The following is an 18,040-nucleotide window of genomic DNA, read 5'->3' as shown; positions in this document are numbered from 1 at the left end:
AGTGCTTATATGAAAATTATACAAATGCCGGATGCATTAGCTAACAAAATAGCTGCAGGGGAAGTTGTTGAACGCCCTGCATCTGTCGTAAAAGAATTAGTTGAAAATAGTATTGATGCAAAAAGCACATGGATCAAAGTGGAACTTATCGAAGCAGGTTTACAATTAATTAAAATAACTGATGATGGAGAAGGAATGGCGGAAGAAGATTGTGAACGGGCCTTTCTCCGTCATGCTACAAGTAAAATAAAGAATGAAAATGATCTGTTCCATGTTAGAACACTTGGATTTCGTGGTGAAGCACTCGCAAGTATTGCCTCCGTCAGTAAATTAACTGTCAAAACCTCTCAAGGAGATGAGGCGGGAACCTTCTTATCGCTAGAAGGTGGAAATATCAAAGAGAAAAAGAAAAGTGATGCTCGCCAAGGGTCCGAGATCATGGTTGAAGACTTATTTTTCAATACACCCGCGCGATTGAAATATATGAAAACAATACATACTGAACTCGGACATATAACGGATCTAATGAATAGGCTGGCGATGTCTCACCCCGAAATACGATTTGAAGTAACACATAATGGGAAGGGATTGTTTAAAACATCTGGTACTGGTGATATGCTACAAGTTATTTCGCATGTTTACGGAATGGGAGTCGCTAAACGTATGCTTCCAATTAAGCATGAAACACTTGATTTTTCTATTGAAGGATACATTGCTAAACCTGAGGTCACAAGAGCTTCCAGATCCTATATATCTACGATCATTAACGGACGTTACATCAAAAGTATCCCATTAGCACAGGCAATAGTTAGAGGTTATCATACACTCCTTCCCATAGGCCGCTCTCCCATTGTTGTAATTTCTATTACGATGGACCCAATTTTAGTAGATGTTAATGTGCATCCCGCTAAGCTGGAAGTACGTTTTAGCAAGGATAAAGAATTATTTAGTGCACTGGAAGAAACGATTAGAAGGAAATTTCGTGAAATATCCTTAATACCTGAATTGCAGCAAAAAGCAGCCCCGAGTGAGAAATCCGTGCAGCGCACAATCGACTTCAACGGAACAACTGAGCAGACAGCTGCCCCAGCATGGGAGTATAATTCAAAAATTAATGAGCAGCGGTCAGTGGCAGAGCCGCAACAGAAGCAGGATCCTGCTATCAACCAGCACTTTTCACAAAGCAGTTTACCACCTGGAGCTTCAAAACAAGCAGATTCTTATGAAACATCCGAACAGAACTACCCTACAGAAAAGAAAGAACCGGAGCAGCGTGTGCCTTCCATGTATCCTATTGGTCAATTGCAAGGAACGTATATTATGGCCCAAAATGAAAACGGTCTTTATATGGTGGACCAGCATGCTGCACAAGAACGAATCAAGTATGAATATTTTAAAGAGAAACTTGGAAAAACAAATAATGAATCACAGGAACTATTGTTACCGCTAACGTTTGAGTTTTCAAAGCAAGAAGCACTGTTTATTGAACAGTATATAGAAGAGCTCGAGAAAATAGGACTGTTCTTTGAATCATTTGGACACCAAGCATACGTTATTCGATCGCACCCGACTTGGTTTCCGACTGGTTTTGAAGAAGAGATTATCAGAGAAATGATCGAGCAGGTGATGTCTGATGAAAAAATTAATGTGGAAGCCATTCGGGAGGAAGCAGCAATACTCATGTCATGTAAACGATCAATTAAGGCGAATCATTATTTAAATCAAGAAGATATGTTTCGCCTGTTGGAAGACTTACGGACAACGACAGATCCGTTTACCTGTCCGCATGGCAGGCCTATAATTGTGCATTTTTCTTCTTATGAGTTGGAAAAAATGTTTAAACGAGTCATGTAAAAGGTATAAAAAATCCACGTCACGCCAAAACTAATGAAAAAACAGAGGTGTGTCATGGATAACCAAAAACTAATAGATTTTTTAAATCAACTACTTTCAAATTACTTTGTTATGTATGTTAAATTACATCGGTACCATTGGTATGTACAGGGCAGTCATTTCTTTCAGTTACATGAAAAGTTTGAAGAAATGTACACGGCATTTGCTGAGGATCTTGATGAAATTGCAGAAAGAATACTAATGATTGATGGAAGACCTTTAGCAACAATGAGTATGTACATCAAAGAAAGTACATTGCATGAAGCAAATGCTGACGACAAGGAAATTGAAATGATTACGCAGTTGATCAAAGACTATCAGCAGATGATAAATGAAATACGGGAAGAAGGGCTTAACCTCGCAGCTGGTCGAAAGGATAGCCCGACAGAAGATATGTTGATATCGATCCAAGCAAAACTTGAAAAATATGTATGGATGCTCCACGCATATTCAGCATAGAAATAAAAGAATGGGATATAGGGGAATACGGATGAAAAAAACTGTAATTGCGATAGTAGGACCAACGGCAGTAGGAAAAACAAAGCTAAGCATAGAAATTGCCAAACGGTATAATGGAGAAGTAATAAGCGGAGATTCAATGCAAGTATATAAGGGAATGGATATCGGTACAGCAAAAATTACAAACTCCGAAATGCAGGGTATTCCCCATTATATGCTGGACATTAAAGAACCAAATGAGAATTTTTCTGCAGCTGATTTCCAATATTATGTGCAAAACTACATAGATAAAATTACTGGTTCCGGAAAAATACCTATTATTGTAGGCGGCAGCGGACTATATATACAGGCAGCATTATATAACTATAATTTTTCTGAAACTAAAAGAGATGATTCTATTACCAATCGTTTGGAAAAAGAGATCGAAAAAATTGGGATAACACCTCTCTATCAACGCCTGAAAAAGGTAGATCCGGAGCAGGCTGAGAAAATCCATCCCAACAATTACAGACGTGTTATCCGTGCGCTGGAAATCTATGAAACAACTGGTTTAACCATGACTGACTACCAGCAGAAACAAAACTTGGAGTCTCCGTACAATATTGTTTTTATTGGTTTAGAAATGGATAGAGAGCTACTTTATAATCGGATTAATCAGCGTATTGAAAAGATGATGGAAGATGGATTGCTTAATGAAGTACAGAGAATTTACGAGCAAGGGTCCAAAGACAGCCAGTCGATGAGTGCGATTGGATATAAGGAATTCATCCCCTATTTCAGAGGTGAGCAGAACCTGGAACACTGTGTCAATCTCTTGAAAAGAAACTCGAGGAGATACGCTAAGCGGCAGTACACATGGTTTAGAAATAGAATGGACATTAATTGGTATACAGTAACACCTGAATTAATTAAAGAAAAATTTAGAATCATTTTAGCCGATCTTGCAGGATTTTTAGAAAGTAAGTAGAAGTTAAGTATATACAGATAGAAAAGAGGAGGAATATCTATGGCCCAAACAGTGAATATTCAAGATCAGTATTTAAATCAACTGAGAAAAAACCACATTGCAGTTACATTGTTTTTAACAAATGGATTTCAGTTGAGAGGGATTGTAAAAGCATTTGATAATTTTACAATATTATTGGAAACGGAAGGTAAGCAACAGCTTATCTTTAAGCATGCAATATCAACCTTTGCGCCAGTTAAGAATGTTACCCTTGAAAAAGAATAAAAGTCTAAAACGGTCGCTGTACAGCGTCCGTTTTTAATTACACATGGGCGTTTGTCACACTCTTTTTCTTTAAAGCGTATACTAACGTGACTAAGGAGTGATGACATGGAGACTCAAATGATTCGAAATAGAAATGGGCAAATTAATATTGTGTTACACGACAAAAAGGAAGTCAGATTGGAAAATACCGGCCAAGTACATTATATAGAGAATCGCCCATTTATGCATATAGATCAGGAGTTTTCTTCATTTGTAGCTATGAAAGAGCTCAAGCGAACTATAAAAGAAATATATGCCACAATTGTAATTAATGAAAAACGTGAACAATTGGGTTTAACTTGTTCTAAGCAGGTTCTTCATATGCTGTTTAAAGGCAATCCAGGAACAGGTAAAACTACTGTTGCCAGGAAACTTGCTAAGATTTACTTTGATATGAATCTATTGTCAAAAGGCCATTTCATTGAAGCAGAAAGAGCAGATTTAGTAGGAGAATACATTGGTCAAACAGCTCAAAAAACCCGAAACCTTATACAAAAGGCAATGGGAGGTATATTATTTATTGATGAGGCCTATTCCTTGGCTCGTGGTGGTGAAAAAGACTTTGGAAAAGAAGCAATAGATACTTTGGTCAAACATATGGAAGACAAACATAATGATTTTGTTCTAATATTAGCTGGTTATCCATTTGAAATGGAACGTTTTCTATCCTTGAATCCGGGGCTTCAGTCCAGGTTTCCTTTTATATTGGATTTTCAAGATTACGAGGTTGATCAATTGATGGAGATTGCCAAACAAATGGCTTCAGAGCGGGAGTATAAATTAACAAAAGAAGCAGAAATAGAACTCCGCGCTCATTTAACTAGAAAGACGCATGAAATTAAAAGGAACTTTTCGAATGCGCGTTATGTAAGAAATGTGATTGAAAATGCAATACGTATGCACGCCGTCCGGTTATTGCGTAAGAATGAATTCTCTACTGAAGACCTGATTCAGTTAACGGGAAAAGATTTGCATATTGATACAATTTAACTTTGGATTTTGTGATCAAGTTTCTACTCTGATATGATTAAGTCAAAGTATAGCAAGGTTATTTTAAGTTGTTACCGAACAGAAAGAGGTTAGCATCTATGTCAGAAGATAAAATAGAAGAGAAAGTATTAATCATAGCAGTAAAAAAACAGAATCAAAACGAGGATCGCTTTCAATCATCTTTAGAAGAGCTTATATCACTGAGTAAAACAGCGGGTGGATCGGTAAAAAAAGTAATGACACAAAATAGAGCCCGGATCCATCCTGCAACTTATATTGGAGAAGGAAAAACTGAAGAAATAAAAAAAGAAATAGATGAATTGGACATTGATTTAGTTGTGTCAAATGATGAACTTTCTGCCGGTCAATTAAGAAATTTAACAGATCGTTTAGAGGTTCGATTGGTTGATCGCAGTCAGCTTATATTAGATATATTTGCCCAAAGAGCCCGGACGAAAGAAGGGAAGATGCAGGTAGAACTCGCACAATTGGAGTATATGCTTCCCAGACTTCATGGACAAGGTGTTGCTATGTCAAGACTGGGAGCCGGTATTGGAACCAGAGGTCCTGGTGAAACAAAACTCGAAACTGATCAGCGGCATATAAGAAGAAGAATTTACGATATTAAGCGGAGATTAAAACTAGTTGTACGTCAGCGCGAGCAATACAGGAAACGCAGGAAAACAAATGATGTATTTCAGATTGCAATTGTAGGCTATACAAACGCAGGGAAGTCTACGTTATTCAATCGCTTAACGAAAAGCAGTTCATTAGAAGAAAATCAGTTATTTGCCACGCTGGACCCGCTAACAAGGCAAATTCAATTACCTGCAGGCTTTCAAACGTTAATTACAGACACAGTTGGATTTCTTCAAGAGCTACCTACAGCTCTGATTGCTTCATTCAGGTCAACCTTGGAGGAAGTGACCGAAGCAGATTTATTATTGCATGTTGTTGATGGTTCACACGATGACCAAGCGGAGCAACAGAAAACAGTGATGAAGCAGCTGGAGGATTTGGAATCACACACGCTGCCAATGCTTACTATTTATAATAAAAAAGATTTAATTAAAGATGACGTAATACCAATGAACCATCCATACCTGTTTATGAGTGCCTATGATCCATTGGATATAGAAAAGCTTTTAAAGAAAATAGAAGAAACCCTAAAAGGGGATTGGGATCGATATACGCTGAGCCTGGATCCCGATGAAGGGAAAATGCTGAATCGTCTGGAACGTGAAACAATTATAAGCAATAAATATTTTGATGAAAATACCAACCGGTATATGGTTAAAGGATTTATGAGACAAGAACATCCATTGCAAAGTTTGTTAAAGGAGTATTAAGTTAATGATCGAACAATTGATTAGACAAGCAGAAGAAGATTCCAGCAGCAAGCATAAAGAAATAAACAACCTTGTAGAAGTAAACCAAAAAAGAGTACTGGATGCTTTTAAAAAGAATCGTATTAGTGACAGTCATTTCAACGCCACAACCGGATATGGTTATGATGATCTTGGCCGTGAAGCACTTGAAAAAGTGTATGCTGATGTTTTTGGTGGTGAAGATGCAATAGTGAGGCCGCAACTAGTTTCAGGGACACACGCGATAGCAACCGCGCTATTTGGCTTATTGCGTCCTGAGGATGAGTTAATTTATATTACTGGAAAACCTTACGATACACTAGAAGAGGTCATCGGTATAAGGGGAAATAATGCGGGATCTTTAATTGATTACCGTATCAAGTATAAGGAAGTGGCCTTAAAAGAAAATGGGTTGGTAGATTTTGATGCTGTTAAGAAAGTAATCTCTAAGCAAACAAAAGTAATTGGAATCCAGCGCTCAAAAGGTTATGATGACCGACCTTCCTTTACAGTAGAGGAAATTGGACGGATGGTTAAATTTGTTAAATCTATAGATGAAAATATAATTATTTTTGTTGATAACTGTTACGGTGAATTTGTTGAGAACAAGGAACCCTTACATAATGGAGTGGACATTATTGCAGGTTCACTCATTAAAAATCCTGGTGGGGGAATTGTGCGTGCAGGAGGGTATATAGTTGGACGCGAGGACCTTATCCTCCAATGTGCTAACAGACTGACAGCACCTGGGTTAGGCAAAGAAACTGGTGCTACCTTAAACATGCTGCAGGAAATGTATCAGGGCTTCTTTTTAGCCCCTCACGTAGTTGGAGAAGCATTGAAAGGGGCAGTATTTACCTCGCGATTGCTGGAATTAGCTGGCTATAAAACGAGTCCGCATTACTTAGCAACACGTACCGATTTAATACAGTCGGTTATATTTAATGATGTCAATTCAATGGTTGCTTTTTGTCAGGCAATTCAAGAGAATTCACCGATTAATTCTTATGTAACACCTTACCCCAGTGAAATGCCTGGATACGAAGATGAAGTAATTATGGCTGCAGGAACTTTTATTCAAGGAGCAAGTATTGAATTATCGGCTGATGGACCGATAAAAGCACCTTACATAGCTTTTGTTCAAGGTGGCCTTACCTACGCTCATGTTAAGATCGCATTAATAGAATCCGTTAAAACTCTAATGGAAAAGGGTTACTTAAACATAAAATAGGGTAAAACTGAAAAGGAGAAAGCAAGTACTTTCTCTTTTAATGTATGTGAGGTTTACTAACATCAATTTGACACATTATCTTACATAGGGTATACTATTGACTATAAAAAGATTAGGGGGTCATGAATTGAATGATCAAGACCGTCGTTCTATGCCCTTATTTGCGATTGGAATTGTAATGAAGCTCACTGAGCTAACTGCTAGACAAATAAGATACTATGAAGAGCATGAGTTGATTCATCCTGAGCGAACAACAGGTAATCAACGATTATTTTCCTTTAATGACGTTGATAAATTATTAGAAATAAAGGACTTACTTGATAAAGGCTTGAATATGGCTGGGATAAAACTTCTTTTGTTAACTGGTAAAGAATTCAAAGAAAATAATCGGGAACAACTGCCTGATATAACGGACAAAGAGCTCAGGAAAATATTAAGAAGTGAACTAAGTAATGCAGGGAGATTTGGTAAAACAAGTTTGCGTCAAGGTGAACTTGCCAGGTTTTTTACTACCCATTAGAAAGTATAGAGGAATTAAGGCTTTAATAGTCTATTTTTCTATTCATATATATTAATTAATTATTAGGAGGAGAATGAATGGGAGACCGATTTACAAAAGAGAGTATTATGAAACAGATTAAAGAGGAAAATGTGAGGTTTATTCGTTTGCAGTTTACAGACTTGCTTGGAACAATAAAAAATGTGGAAATTCCACTTAGCCAAATGGATAAAGCGCTTGACAATAAAATGATGTTTGATGGATCTTCCATTGAAGGATTTGTGCGGATTGAGGAATCGGATATGTATTTATATCCAGATCTGGAGACATTTGTAGTATTTCCCTGGACTTCCGATAAAGGAAAAGTTGCACGCTTTATATGTGACATTTATAATCCGGATGGTACTCCTTTTGAAGGTTGCCCGCGCTATAACCTGAAACGTAATCTGAAGAAAATGGAAGAATTGGGATTTGACGCATTTAATATAGGCACAGAACCAGAGTTCTTTTTATTCAAGCTTGATGAAAAAGGTGATCCTTCTTTAGAATTAAATGACAGAGGTGGCTATTTCGATTTAGCACCCACAGATTTAGGGGAAAATTGCCGTAGAGATATTGTCCTTGAATTAGAAGAAATGGGATTTGAAATTGAAGCATCTCACCATGAAGTAGCACCTGGTCAGCATGAGATCGATTTTAAGTACGCAGATGCAGTTAAGCATGCAGATGATATTCAAACATTCAAGTTAGTAGTAAAAACAATTGCAAGGAAACATAATTTACATGCAACATTTATGCCCAAACCTCTCTTTGGAGTTAACGGTTCTGGTATGCACGTAAATATGTCTTTATTTAATAAAGGTGAAAATCAATTCTTTGACACTAGTGGTGAAATGCAATTAAGTGATGTTGCTTACCAATTTACCGCTGGAATTATCAAGCACGCAACAAACTTTACGGCCGTTACTAATCCTACTGTGAATTCATATAAAAGATTAGTACCGGGATATGAGGCACCATGTTACGTAGCATGGTCAGGTGCGAATAGAAGCCCATTAATACGTATACCTTATTCACGGGGTGTGAGCACACGTATCGAGGTGCGAAGTGTCGATCCGTCTGCTAATCCTTATTTAGCATTAGCGGTCCTGCTTGCTGCTGGACTGGATGGAATTAAAAATAAATTAACCCCTCCTAAAGCCGTCGATCGTAATATATATGTGATGGATCGTGCAGAACGAAGAGAGAACGGAATCAAGGATTTACCAGCTACATTAATGGATGCATTAAATGAGCTGCAAGATGATAAAGTTATCGTTGAATCAATGGGAGAACACCTTTTTGAGCACTTTATTGAGGCGAAAGAGATTGAATGGGATATGTTCCGCACAACTGTTCATCCTTGGGAAAGAGAGCAGTATTTAAGTACTTACTAGGCTGACCTTGGTGTGGGCTATGATGTCAGTTATGTCATTTAGTTAACTCCCAAAAAACGCATAAAAAAGTATCGTCCATGTAAGAATATGGGCGGTATTTTTTTGTAAGGAAAGAAAGTATAAATTTTTGATTGCAATTAATTCTTACACTTAAACAGCCACGTCTAGCTTCGACGGACAGGACGTCCTAGTGCCGATGAAGCCACAGGACGTGGCGTTTTCATCGGCCAACGCCCAGGGACTAGCGAGACTTCCTTCACCTCCGTGCGATAAGTCAACATCAGCTTCTTTTACAGGATATGTACTATGGAAAGGAAGGGAAAAGTACTTAAAGAGAGACAAGTAATCGTTAAGTGTTCATTTAAATATAGTCTTGTATTTTTTAACGAACAACTTTGTATGCACTTCTTTATCATTGATTTCATTTAATAAGGAGACGCTTTCGTTTGTTATATAACGAAAATCGTTTCCTTTATTGCCTCTCATATGACAAGCGCAATTGGTTAAAAATGTAACTGTTTTGTAACTGTGATTTGTTATTTTTGCGTTTAATTGAAAGCGCTTTAATTACTGTAAAGGAGTTGGTAAAATGTTTCACATTGTTTCCCGTGTAACAGTAGTCTTATTGTCCCTCACAATTGTATGTTTATTTGTAAAGGTTGAGGTTGGGGAAGTTTCGGCAGCTAGCTTTAATAAGTTCTTTCATAGTGGAAAATCTTATAAATTATATGTTCCCTCGACATATGATTCAAATGCTGAAGTTCCTTTAGTAGTCATGTTGCACGGGTGTACACAAGATGCGGACCAATTTGCAGCTGGTACAGAAATGAATCAAATAGCTGAGAATGAAAATTTCATTGTTCTATATCCAGAACAACCATCAAGCGCTAATACATCAAATTGTTGGAATTGGTTCGAACCACATCACCAAGAAAGAGGGTCAGGAGAACCATCCATTATTGCTGGAATGGTACAAAATGTGAAAAGTGAATTTAGTATTGAAGAAGAGCGTGTATACGTTACAGGCTTATCGGCTGGCGGTGCTATGAGCGTAATAATGGGGGCTACTTACCCAGATGTGTTTACAGCGATCGGAATCGCTTCAGGGCTAGAATATAAAGCCGCAGTTAATTCAAACGAAGCATTTTCAGCAATGATGAACGGTGGTCCAAACCCTGAGCAACAAGGTCAATTAGCCTATGAAGCAATGGGATCACATGCTAGAATTGTCCCTGTTATCGTTTTTCATGGTACGAACGATTTCACCGTCCGACCTATAAACGGAGACCAAGTAATAACTCAATGGATTAGAACGAATAACTTAGTATATAGTGATAAAAATTCAATTAGTGAAACACCATCCGAAACGATACAACATCAAGTTCCTAACGGACGAAGTTATACACAGTATATTTATAAAAATACTACGGAACAAACAATTTTAGAAAAGTATGTAGTTCAAGGAATGGGTCATGCGTGGTCTGGTGGAAGTTACCAAGGGAGCTATACTGATCCTAATGGTCCAAATGCTAGTGAAAGAATGTGGAACTTTTTTAAATCCAGAACAATGAGTGGTGGAGAAACTGATCCTGACCCAGATGATCCTGATCCGGAAGATCCTGAAATTAATAAACCGACTACTGTTGCACATCCTAGGGGTGGAGAATTTATTGATAGTGTAACAGTAGAATTGAACGTTGATCGAGAAGGGACAACATATTATACAATAGACGGTACGGAGCCAACAAAAGATTCATTCGTATATACAGAACCAATCGTAATTAATAAATCAACTGTACTAAAATTTTTTACAGTAGATGAAAATATGATTGAAGAGGACATTAAGACCGAAGAATATACAATTATAAAAGAACAATCAGATAATCAAAAGATCTTCATTCAATCAGAAGAAAGTGGTTTTGTAGGTAGACTTACGGCAGATGGTTTAAGTAATCGTCAATTAAAAGTTGGAGATAAAGGAATGTACAATACAGATACATTTCGTACAATATTATCTTTTGATACATCGTCCTTATCTGATCAAACAATTAAATCGGCAAAGTTAGTTTTATTTACGAAAACAAGCAATGGAACTGTGAACAAAATATCTATCGATTCTAAAGAAGGCTATTTCGGTTCCAGTTCAAAACTCGAACAACAAGACTTTCTAGCAACCACTAGTAAAACGTCTGTAGCGTCAATTTCAAGTATTCCAACTAGTGATGGTGGAAGGATGGTTATTGACCTGCCTTCGGACATTTTTAATCAGGTTGGATTAAACCAACTTAGATTACAAGCAGAGACTGTGCCTGGGTTTAACAGAAATTTAATTGAATTTTATAAAGAGGAAAATCCAGACTATGCCCCATACGTTGAAGTTGAATTAGAGTAATAAATATAACATCATAAACAGCCCTTTCTCATACTGTTAAGAGAGGGCTGTTTTCATTAAGGACTCTATATTTCGATGTTTTTAATAAATAGATAATGATGATTCCAACTGATAATCCAAGCACTAATATGAACCTCCCCCCACTTAAAAATCCGTTTTTGAAGTGGGGGTTTCCTAACAGATAATGTAAACGCGGATGACACTCTCTTTTAACGAGTAATCGTAGGAGTCGTTTTCACCAACTAAATTAGGCAATCCGTATATACAAAAAACGTTGGGATGACAGTATGATTTTCCGCTTAACAAGAAAACTTCGTTTAGGATTTCTATTTAGCCAATAAGAAGTATAAAAAAAGCGAAGAGCTAGAAAAACTAGAATGTATTTACTCTTTTCTCACTAGTCAAAAAAATAAGTAACACTCCTATATTTATTACGAAATGGGTAAATAGCTTTGTTTGCTATCCCACAGGCCACAAATTCTATAGTTTCAAAAAAGACCTGCCATCTAATGGCAGATCTTTTACTGAATAGTTCGATATAGACCGATCACTTTACCTAAGATGGTTACATTTTGATAAATTAGAGGTTCCATTGTAGAATTTTCAGGTTGCAAACGAAAATGGTCTTTTTCTTTAAAGAAACGCTTAACTGTTGCTTCGTCTTCTTCTGTCATAGCGACAACAATATCGCTGTTCTCAGCAGTGTTCTGCTGTTTTACTATGACCATATCCCCATTAAGAATACCGGCTTCTATCATACTTTCTCCTTCAATAACTAGAACAAATAAATTATCATCAGGGCCGGCACTGGAGGTTGGTAATGGTATGAATTCTTCAATATTCTCGACAGCAGTAATAGGCAGCCCGGCAGTGACTTTCCCAATTACCGGGGCATAACGCGCTTCTTCTCTTGGAATATTGTCCCCAGACATCTTTAGAACTTCAATAGCTCTCGGTTTTGTCGGATCACGTCTGATATAACCCTTGCCTTCTATTCGGGAAAGGTGGCCATGAACGGTAGAACTTGATGCAAGTCCTACTGCTTCAGCTATCTCCCGCACAGAAGGGGGATAACCTTTTTTGTCAACTTCGTCTTTAATATAATCAAGTATCATTTCCTGTCTTTTGGAAAGTTTAGTCATCTATCAAACACCTCACGCTTAGGATTTATTACTAGTAGTTTACCATTTGAAATAACATAAAGCAAACATTCGTTCGAAAAATTGACGCGTTCGTACGTTCGTTTGGTATTATATATAGAGGGGGAATAGAAGGACAGAGATTATTCTATATTACCTGGCAACTAATAAATTTTGATAAGGAGAATTCATGTTGAAAGCAATTATATATAGCCGTGTCAGTACAGATAAAGAAGAGCAGGAATCATCATTGAGAAGGCAGAAACAAGAGCTAACCAGATTAGCTACAAATCATAATATCACTATTGTTCAATGTATAGAAGAAAAACAAAGCGGATATGAAATAGAACGAGAAGGGATTTTTGAGATGCTTGATTATTTTTCCTCTCATAAAGCAGATTGCTTACTCATTCAAGATGAAACAAGGTTAGGCAGGGGGAATACTAAGATTGCGTTATTTCATCAATTGCAAAAATTAGACATTCGTGTTTATACTGCCATAAATAATGGTGAGCTAGTATTGTCCGAGTCTGATTCTATGGTTCTGCAAATTGTTGGGATAGTAGAAGAATATCAACGAAAAATACATAATGCAAAAATAAAGAGAGGAATGAAAAAAGCTATAGTCGATGGGTATGACCCAAGCAAAAATCTATCTAATAAAGGAAAGGCGCCTGGCAGAGAAAGAATAGAATTCCCTATTGAAGAGGTCGTACGTCTGCGAAAAAGCAATCTAACCTTTGAGGAGATAACTAATACATTAAATGGGCTGGGGTATTCCGTATCTAAAGCAACAGTTAATCGGAGGTATCAGGAGTTTCTAAATACTTGAATATAACTCATTCGAAAGGTAAAATTAAGAGACAAGGACTTCATTTGTCCTTGTCTTTTCTATCAACAGATAATACGTAACTCGTTTAGGAGGTTAAACATATATGCTATCAAAAGATAGATTGGAACGTATAAATATATTGGCTAAAAAAGCAAAAAATGAAGGCTTAACGGATGAGGAGAAAGTAGAGCAGAAAAATCTACGCGAACAATATTTAAACAATGTACGCAGTTCATTTAAAAATCAATTTAAATCTATGACGGTTATGGATCCGGAGGGTAATGATGTCACCCCGCAAAAAGTAAGAGATTTACAAGAAAGAAATAAAAAACATTAGAAATGTGCTTATTTTAGCATAATCAGGAGGCAAGATGTCTCCTTCTTGTTATTGCTTGTTAGAAAGAATGTTTCGTTATAGAATGAAGAAGGTTAATTAGTCTTTAAAAGCGAAGGGAGTAAATAAAAAATATGTCGAACAACATCGAGCAACAATCAATCAACACGATTCGTACATTATCTATTGATGCAATTGAAAATGCAAATTCAGGTCATCCTGGCCTGCCCATGGGTGCTGCTCCAATGGCCTATACATTATGGACGGATTTCATGAACCATAATCCAAAAAACTCAAAGTGGTTTAATAGAGACCGTTTTGTGCTTTCAGCGGGGCATGGTTCCATGCTTCTATACAGCTTATTGCATTTATCTGGTTATAACGTAACGATGAACGACCTTAAGAATTTCCGCCAGTGGGATTCTAAGACACCAGGTCATCCAGAAGTAAACCACACAGATGGTGTAGAAGCGACTACAGGACCATTAGGACAAGGACTTGCAATGTCTGTTGGAATGGCAATGGCTGAAGCACATCTTGCGGCTAAATTTAATAAGGATGATATTTCTATAGTTGACCATTTCACGTATGCACTTGTTAGTGATGGTGATTTAATGGAAGGTATTTCCCATGAGTCAGCATCATTGGCCGGACACCTTGGTCTTGGTAAATTAATTGCTTTATATGATTCAAATGATATTTCGCTGGATGGTGAATTGAACCGTTCTTTCTCTGATAATACAGAGGAGCGTTTTAAAGCGTATGGATGGCAGGTTATTCGTGTAGAAGATGGTAACAATGTAAATGACTTAAGAAATGCTATTAAAGAAGCTCAGGATAACTTAGACCAACCAACCTTAATCGAAGTGAAAACAGTCATAGGGTATGGCTCGCCAAATAAATCAGCTTCAGCTGCATCACACGGTGCACCACTTGGTGGGGACGAAGTTAAATTAACAAAAGATTACTATAAATGGACTTATGAAGAGGACTTCCATGTGCCTGATGAAGTATACACAGACTTTAAAGAAAAAATTGTTAAGTTAGGATCAGATGCAGAGGATAACTGGAACCAGCTCCTGGAAACATATAAAGAAAAATACCCGGATACCGCAGAAGAACTGGAGCTTGCGATGAGTGGTAAGTTACCCGCAGATTGGGATAAGAACTTGCCAGTATACGAACCTGGTGAACATAATCTTGCTACAAGAGCCTCATCAGGTGAAGTTCTTAATGCAATAGCAAAAACAGTGCCAAGCTTCTTTGGTGGTAGTGCTGATTTAGCTGGATCAAACAAAACAACTATTAACAATGAAGAAGATTTCTCCCGTAAGAACTATGCAGGAAGGAATGTATGGTTTGGTGTACGTGAACATGCGATGGGAGCAGCACTAAACGGTATGGCACTGCATGGTGGCTTAAAAGTATATGCTGGTACATTCTTTGTCTTCAGTGACTATTTACGACCTGCAGTTCGCCTATCTTCCATCATGAACACACCTGTTACTTATGTGTTTACACATGATTCTATTGCTGTAGGCGAAGATGGCCCAACTCATGAACCTGTAGAACATTTAGCTGCATTACGCGTAATGCCAGGCTTATCATTAATTCGTCCCGCAGACGGCAACGAAACACAAGCTGCATGGCGATTAGCACTGGAATCAGAAGATACTCCAACTGCCCTAGTGTTAACAAGACAGAACTTGCCTACCCTTGAAGGAACAAAAGAGAATGCGTACGAAGGTGTTAAAAAGGGTGCTTATGTAATTAGTAATTCTGAGAAGGAAACCCCTGACGTACTTTTATTAGCAACAGGGTCAGAAGTCCAATTAGCAGTTGCTTCACAAAAGGAACTTAAAAATAAAGGTATAGATGCCAGAGTCGTAAGTATGCCTTCCTGGGACCGTTTCAATGCACAGGATGAAGCATACAAAAACGAAGTGATTCCTTCAGGAGTCAAAGCTCGTCTTGCAGTTGAAATGGCTTCACCATTCGGCTGGGAACGTTATGTTGGCGATAAAGGAAAAATCATCGGAATAGATACCTTTGGAGCATCTGCTAAAGGAGAAAAAGTAATTGAAGAATATGGATTCACTGTTGAGAATGTAGTTAAACAAGTGGAATCCTTGCTGAAATAGTATTCATAAGGTAGATCCTGGATCAGGATCTACCTTTTTTAAGGGGAAAAAATTGAAGCTCTACTAAATTAGTTGCCGAAACATGTATCTTTTAGCTCCTTATAATAGATCAACAACCGATCTTTTTCACTTGATCCCACAGGATAAATAAGGACTTCGTATTGGTTCATTATAAACTTTTTCTGCCCTTTCCTGACGTTTCGTCACTATTTATTATACGATCGACAAAACTAGTGTGTTTTCGCAATATAAACTGACATTATTTTGAAATGGATTACGTATAATAAATGGTAAAGGGGGAAAAGTACTATGGTGTATGAGTATTCTGTTTTTTGGATAAGGGAAGAAATAGCAAATCATTATTATCGTAAAAGTGATATATTATTTCGATTTTTAAGAGATTACCAAAACAGTAAGAATAGAGAGGATCTTGAATCCCAATATTTTTATATAACAAATACTTTTCCTTCAGATAAATTGATTTCGCATATTGAAGATTATTACACACATGACATTAGGATAGAGATAAAAGGTACGAGTATTAAAATATATAGAAATTTAAGATGTATATCTTTACATATAGAAAGAAAACATTTAAAATTTCGTTGTAAAACATTACAAGATGCAGAGGAACTACTATTTCCAATGTTACGTTGTTTTCAGCCATTATTATTTATAACTGGAAATAATCTGAGTAACTTTGGCTGGATTTCACCAATGATTCTAACAAGTAACTATCAAAGTGAACAAGTATTGTATTCTTATCTTTAATTTACTATACTGTATAAGAAACAACATGAAGGGGGAAAGCTTGACATGGGCACGATTTGGGTAATATTAATAGCTACAGCAGCATTAATAGCTGGTGTTGCTCTTGGATTTTTTATTGCAAGAAGATATATGATGAGTTATTTAAAAAAGAATCCACCAATTAACGAGCAAATGCTTCGTACGTTAATGATGCAAATGGGACAAAAACCATCGCAGAAGAAAATTAATCAAATGATGCGTGCAATGAATAATCAATCTGAGAAATAAGCAATTATTAATTCTTAACATGTTACGCAAACATTCCACCATACCCCTTTCTATCTAAAATAGTAAGGGGTATTTTATAATTGTTCACCGAAGGTAATCTTACATCACGCTATATAAATTAGCTAAAAACTAGTCTAATTGCCGGTAGCTGCATATTATTTACAATGAACATATCTGGAGTTTCACTTTATTGTCATAATAACTCACGGTTGGGATTGATTTGTTTGTTAGAATAGGTAGTAGATATACCGATGAACTTAGGAGGATTTTACATGTCTGAAATTAATATATTTCTTGCTTTTGGTGCCGGATTTTTATCATTTATATCACCATGTGTATTACCACTTTATCCAGCCTTTTTATCTTACATTACCGGAATGAGTGTAAGTGAAATAAATGAAGAAAATAAGAAGGTCAATAAAAAAGCATTGCTGCATACCATCTTCTTTTTACTTGGATTTTCAAGTATTTTCATTATGCTTGGTTTTACGACATCATTTATATCAGAGTTTCTAATGACCTACCAAGACATTATAAGACAAATAGGTTCTATTCTAATTATATTTTTTGGCCTTGTTATTGTAGGGATATTTAACTTCAAATTTTTAATGAAAGATAAGAAGATAACATTTAAAAACCGACCTGCTGGATTTGCAGGTTCATTCCTTATTGGTATGGCTTTCTCATTAGGTTGGACGCCATGTACTGGTCCTATTTTAGCAATTGTTCTCTCATTAGCTGCTACAAACCCGGATATTGGCATGATTATGATGATTAGCTATATATTAGGCTTTTCTATTCCATTCTTGCTGCTTTCCTTATTTATAGGCAAATTAAAATGGATTAAGAAACATAGTATCAAACTAGTCACCATTGGTGGTTATGTAATGATTTTCATGGGAATAGCATTATTTTTTGATTTGATGACTAAATTGACATCCTTCTTGGCAGGTTGGTTTGGATTTATGGGGTTTTAATGGATATTTTCCTTGTTTTGTATTATTATTAGTAAATAGATA

17 protein-coding genes are annotated in these 18,040 nt (G+C 36.8%); 16 read left to right on the top strand and 1 reads right to left on the bottom strand.

The genetic code is table 11. From position 1 onward, the window contains the following. The first annotated feature begins 9 nt into the window (after positions 1 to 9). The 10 genes from mutL (at position 10) to QGM71_RS03725 (ending at position 11,537) form a co-directional block, all read left to right on the top strand. Entirely contained in the window at positions 10 to 1,854 is a 1,845-nt protein-coding gene (gene mutL, locus QGM71_RS03770; protein WP_327606170.1) for a DNA mismatch repair endonuclease MutL, read from the top strand. Between the two features lie 54 nt (positions 1,855 to 1,908). Next, on the top strand, positions 1,909 to 2,352 hold the full coding sequence (locus tag QGM71_RS03765; RefSeq protein WP_327606169.1) for a Dps family protein: 444 nt from the start codon (positions 1,909 to 1,911) through the stop codon (positions 2,350 to 2,352). Positions 2,353 to 2,383: 31 nt separating this feature from the next. Further along, entirely contained in the window at positions 2,384 to 3,319 is a 936-nt protein-coding gene (gene miaA, locus QGM71_RS03760; protein WP_327606168.1) for a tRNA (adenosine(37)-N6)-dimethylallyltransferase MiaA, read from the top strand. A 39-nt stretch (positions 3,320 to 3,358) separates the two neighbouring features. After that, a complete protein-coding gene (gene hfq, locus QGM71_RS03755; protein ID WP_327606167.1) occupies positions 3,359 to 3,583 on the top strand; it encodes an RNA chaperone Hfq in 225 nt (74 codons plus the stop codon). Between the two features lie 105 nt (positions 3,584 to 3,688). After that, positions 3,689 to 4,612, top strand: a complete 924-nt coding sequence (spoVK, locus tag QGM71_RS03750; RefSeq protein ID WP_327606166.1) for a stage V sporulation protein K — start codon at positions 3,689 to 3,691, stop codon at positions 4,610 to 4,612. A 98-nt stretch (positions 4,613 to 4,710) separates the two neighbouring features. Continuing rightward, the gene (gene hflX / locus QGM71_RS03745) at positions 4,711 to 5,961 is read left to right on the top strand and encodes a GTPase HflX (protein ID WP_327606165.1); all 1,251 of its coding nucleotides are present in this window, start codon (positions 4,711 to 4,713) and stop codon (positions 5,959 to 5,961) included. Positions 5,962 to 5,965: 4 nt separating this feature from the next. Beyond that, positions 5,966 to 7,210 (top strand): methionine gamma-lyase family protein, encoded by a 1,245-nt coding sequence (locus tag QGM71_RS03740; protein ID WP_327606164.1) that lies wholly within the window; start codon positions 5,966 to 5,968, stop codon positions 7,208 to 7,210. Positions 7,211 to 7,337: 127 nt separating this feature from the next. Then, positions 7,338 to 7,730, top strand: coding sequence for a MerR family transcriptional regulator (locus tag QGM71_RS03735; RefSeq protein ID WP_327606163.1), 393 nt, complete (start codon positions 7,338 to 7,340; stop codon positions 7,728 to 7,730). A gap of 77 nt (positions 7,731 to 7,807) precedes the next feature. Further along, positions 7,808 to 9,145, top strand: coding sequence for a type I glutamate--ammonia ligase (glnA, locus tag QGM71_RS03730; RefSeq protein ID WP_327606162.1), 1,338 nt, complete (start codon positions 7,808 to 7,810; stop codon positions 9,143 to 9,145). Positions 9,146 to 9,734: 589 nt separating this feature from the next. Further along, positions 9,735 to 11,537 carry an extracellular catalytic domain type 1 short-chain-length polyhydroxyalkanoate depolymerase gene (locus QGM71_RS03725; protein ID WP_327606161.1) on the top strand — a complete coding sequence of 601 codons (1,803 nt, stop codon included), beginning with the start codon at positions 9,735 to 9,737 and terminating at the stop codon, positions 11,535 to 11,537. 521 nt (positions 11,538 to 12,058) lie between these two features. On the opposite strand, the gene lexA is transcribed toward QGM71_RS03725, so the two are convergent. Continuing rightward, complete coding sequence (lexA, locus tag QGM71_RS03720; RefSeq protein ID WP_327606160.1) at positions 12,059 to 12,679, bottom strand: transcriptional repressor LexA; 621 nt, start codon at positions 12,677 to 12,679, stop codon at positions 12,059 to 12,061. A gap of 190 nt (positions 12,680 to 12,869) precedes the next feature. Between lexA and QGM71_RS03715 the strand changes: the two genes are divergently transcribed. The 6 genes from QGM71_RS03715 (at position 12,870) to QGM71_RS03690 (ending at position 17,998) form a co-directional block, all read left to right on the top strand. Then, positions 12,870 to 13,508, top strand: a complete 639-nt coding sequence (locus QGM71_RS03715) for a YneB family resolvase-like protein (protein WP_327606159.1) — start codon at positions 12,870 to 12,872, stop codon at positions 13,506 to 13,508. Positions 13,509 to 13,611: 103 nt separating this feature from the next. Beyond that, positions 13,612 to 13,845 (top strand): DUF896 domain-containing protein, encoded by a 234-nt coding sequence (locus QGM71_RS03710; protein WP_327606158.1) that lies wholly within the window; start codon positions 13,612 to 13,614, stop codon positions 13,843 to 13,845. Positions 13,846 to 13,976: 131 nt separating this feature from the next. Beyond that, positions 13,977 to 15,983 (top strand): transketolase, encoded by a 2,007-nt coding sequence (gene tkt, locus QGM71_RS03705; protein ID WP_327606157.1) that lies wholly within the window; start codon positions 13,977 to 13,979, stop codon positions 15,981 to 15,983. Between the two features lie 309 nt (positions 15,984 to 16,292). Further along, the gene (gene sirA, locus QGM71_RS03700; RefSeq protein WP_327606156.1) at positions 16,293 to 16,754 is read left to right on the top strand and encodes a sporulation inhibitor of replication protein SirA; all 462 of its coding nucleotides are present in this window, start codon (positions 16,293 to 16,295) and stop codon (positions 16,752 to 16,754) included. 45 nt (positions 16,755 to 16,799) lie between these two features. Then, a complete protein-coding gene (locus tag QGM71_RS03695; protein ID WP_327606155.1) occupies positions 16,800 to 17,021 on the top strand; it encodes a YneF family protein in 222 nt (73 codons plus the stop codon). Between the two features lie 272 nt (positions 17,022 to 17,293). After that, entirely contained in the window at positions 17,294 to 17,998 is a 705-nt protein-coding gene (locus QGM71_RS03690) for a cytochrome c biogenesis CcdA family protein (protein WP_327606154.1), read from the top strand. Positions 17,999 to 18,040: the final 42 nt, after the last annotated feature.

Source organism: Virgibacillus tibetensis (genome assembly GCF_036026595.1).
GTDB classification, from domain to species: Bacteria; Bacillota; Bacilli; order Bacillales; family Amphibacillaceae; genus Virgibacillus_P; species Virgibacillus_P tibetensis.
This window is presented reverse-complemented; position numbering and strand designations above follow the sequence as displayed.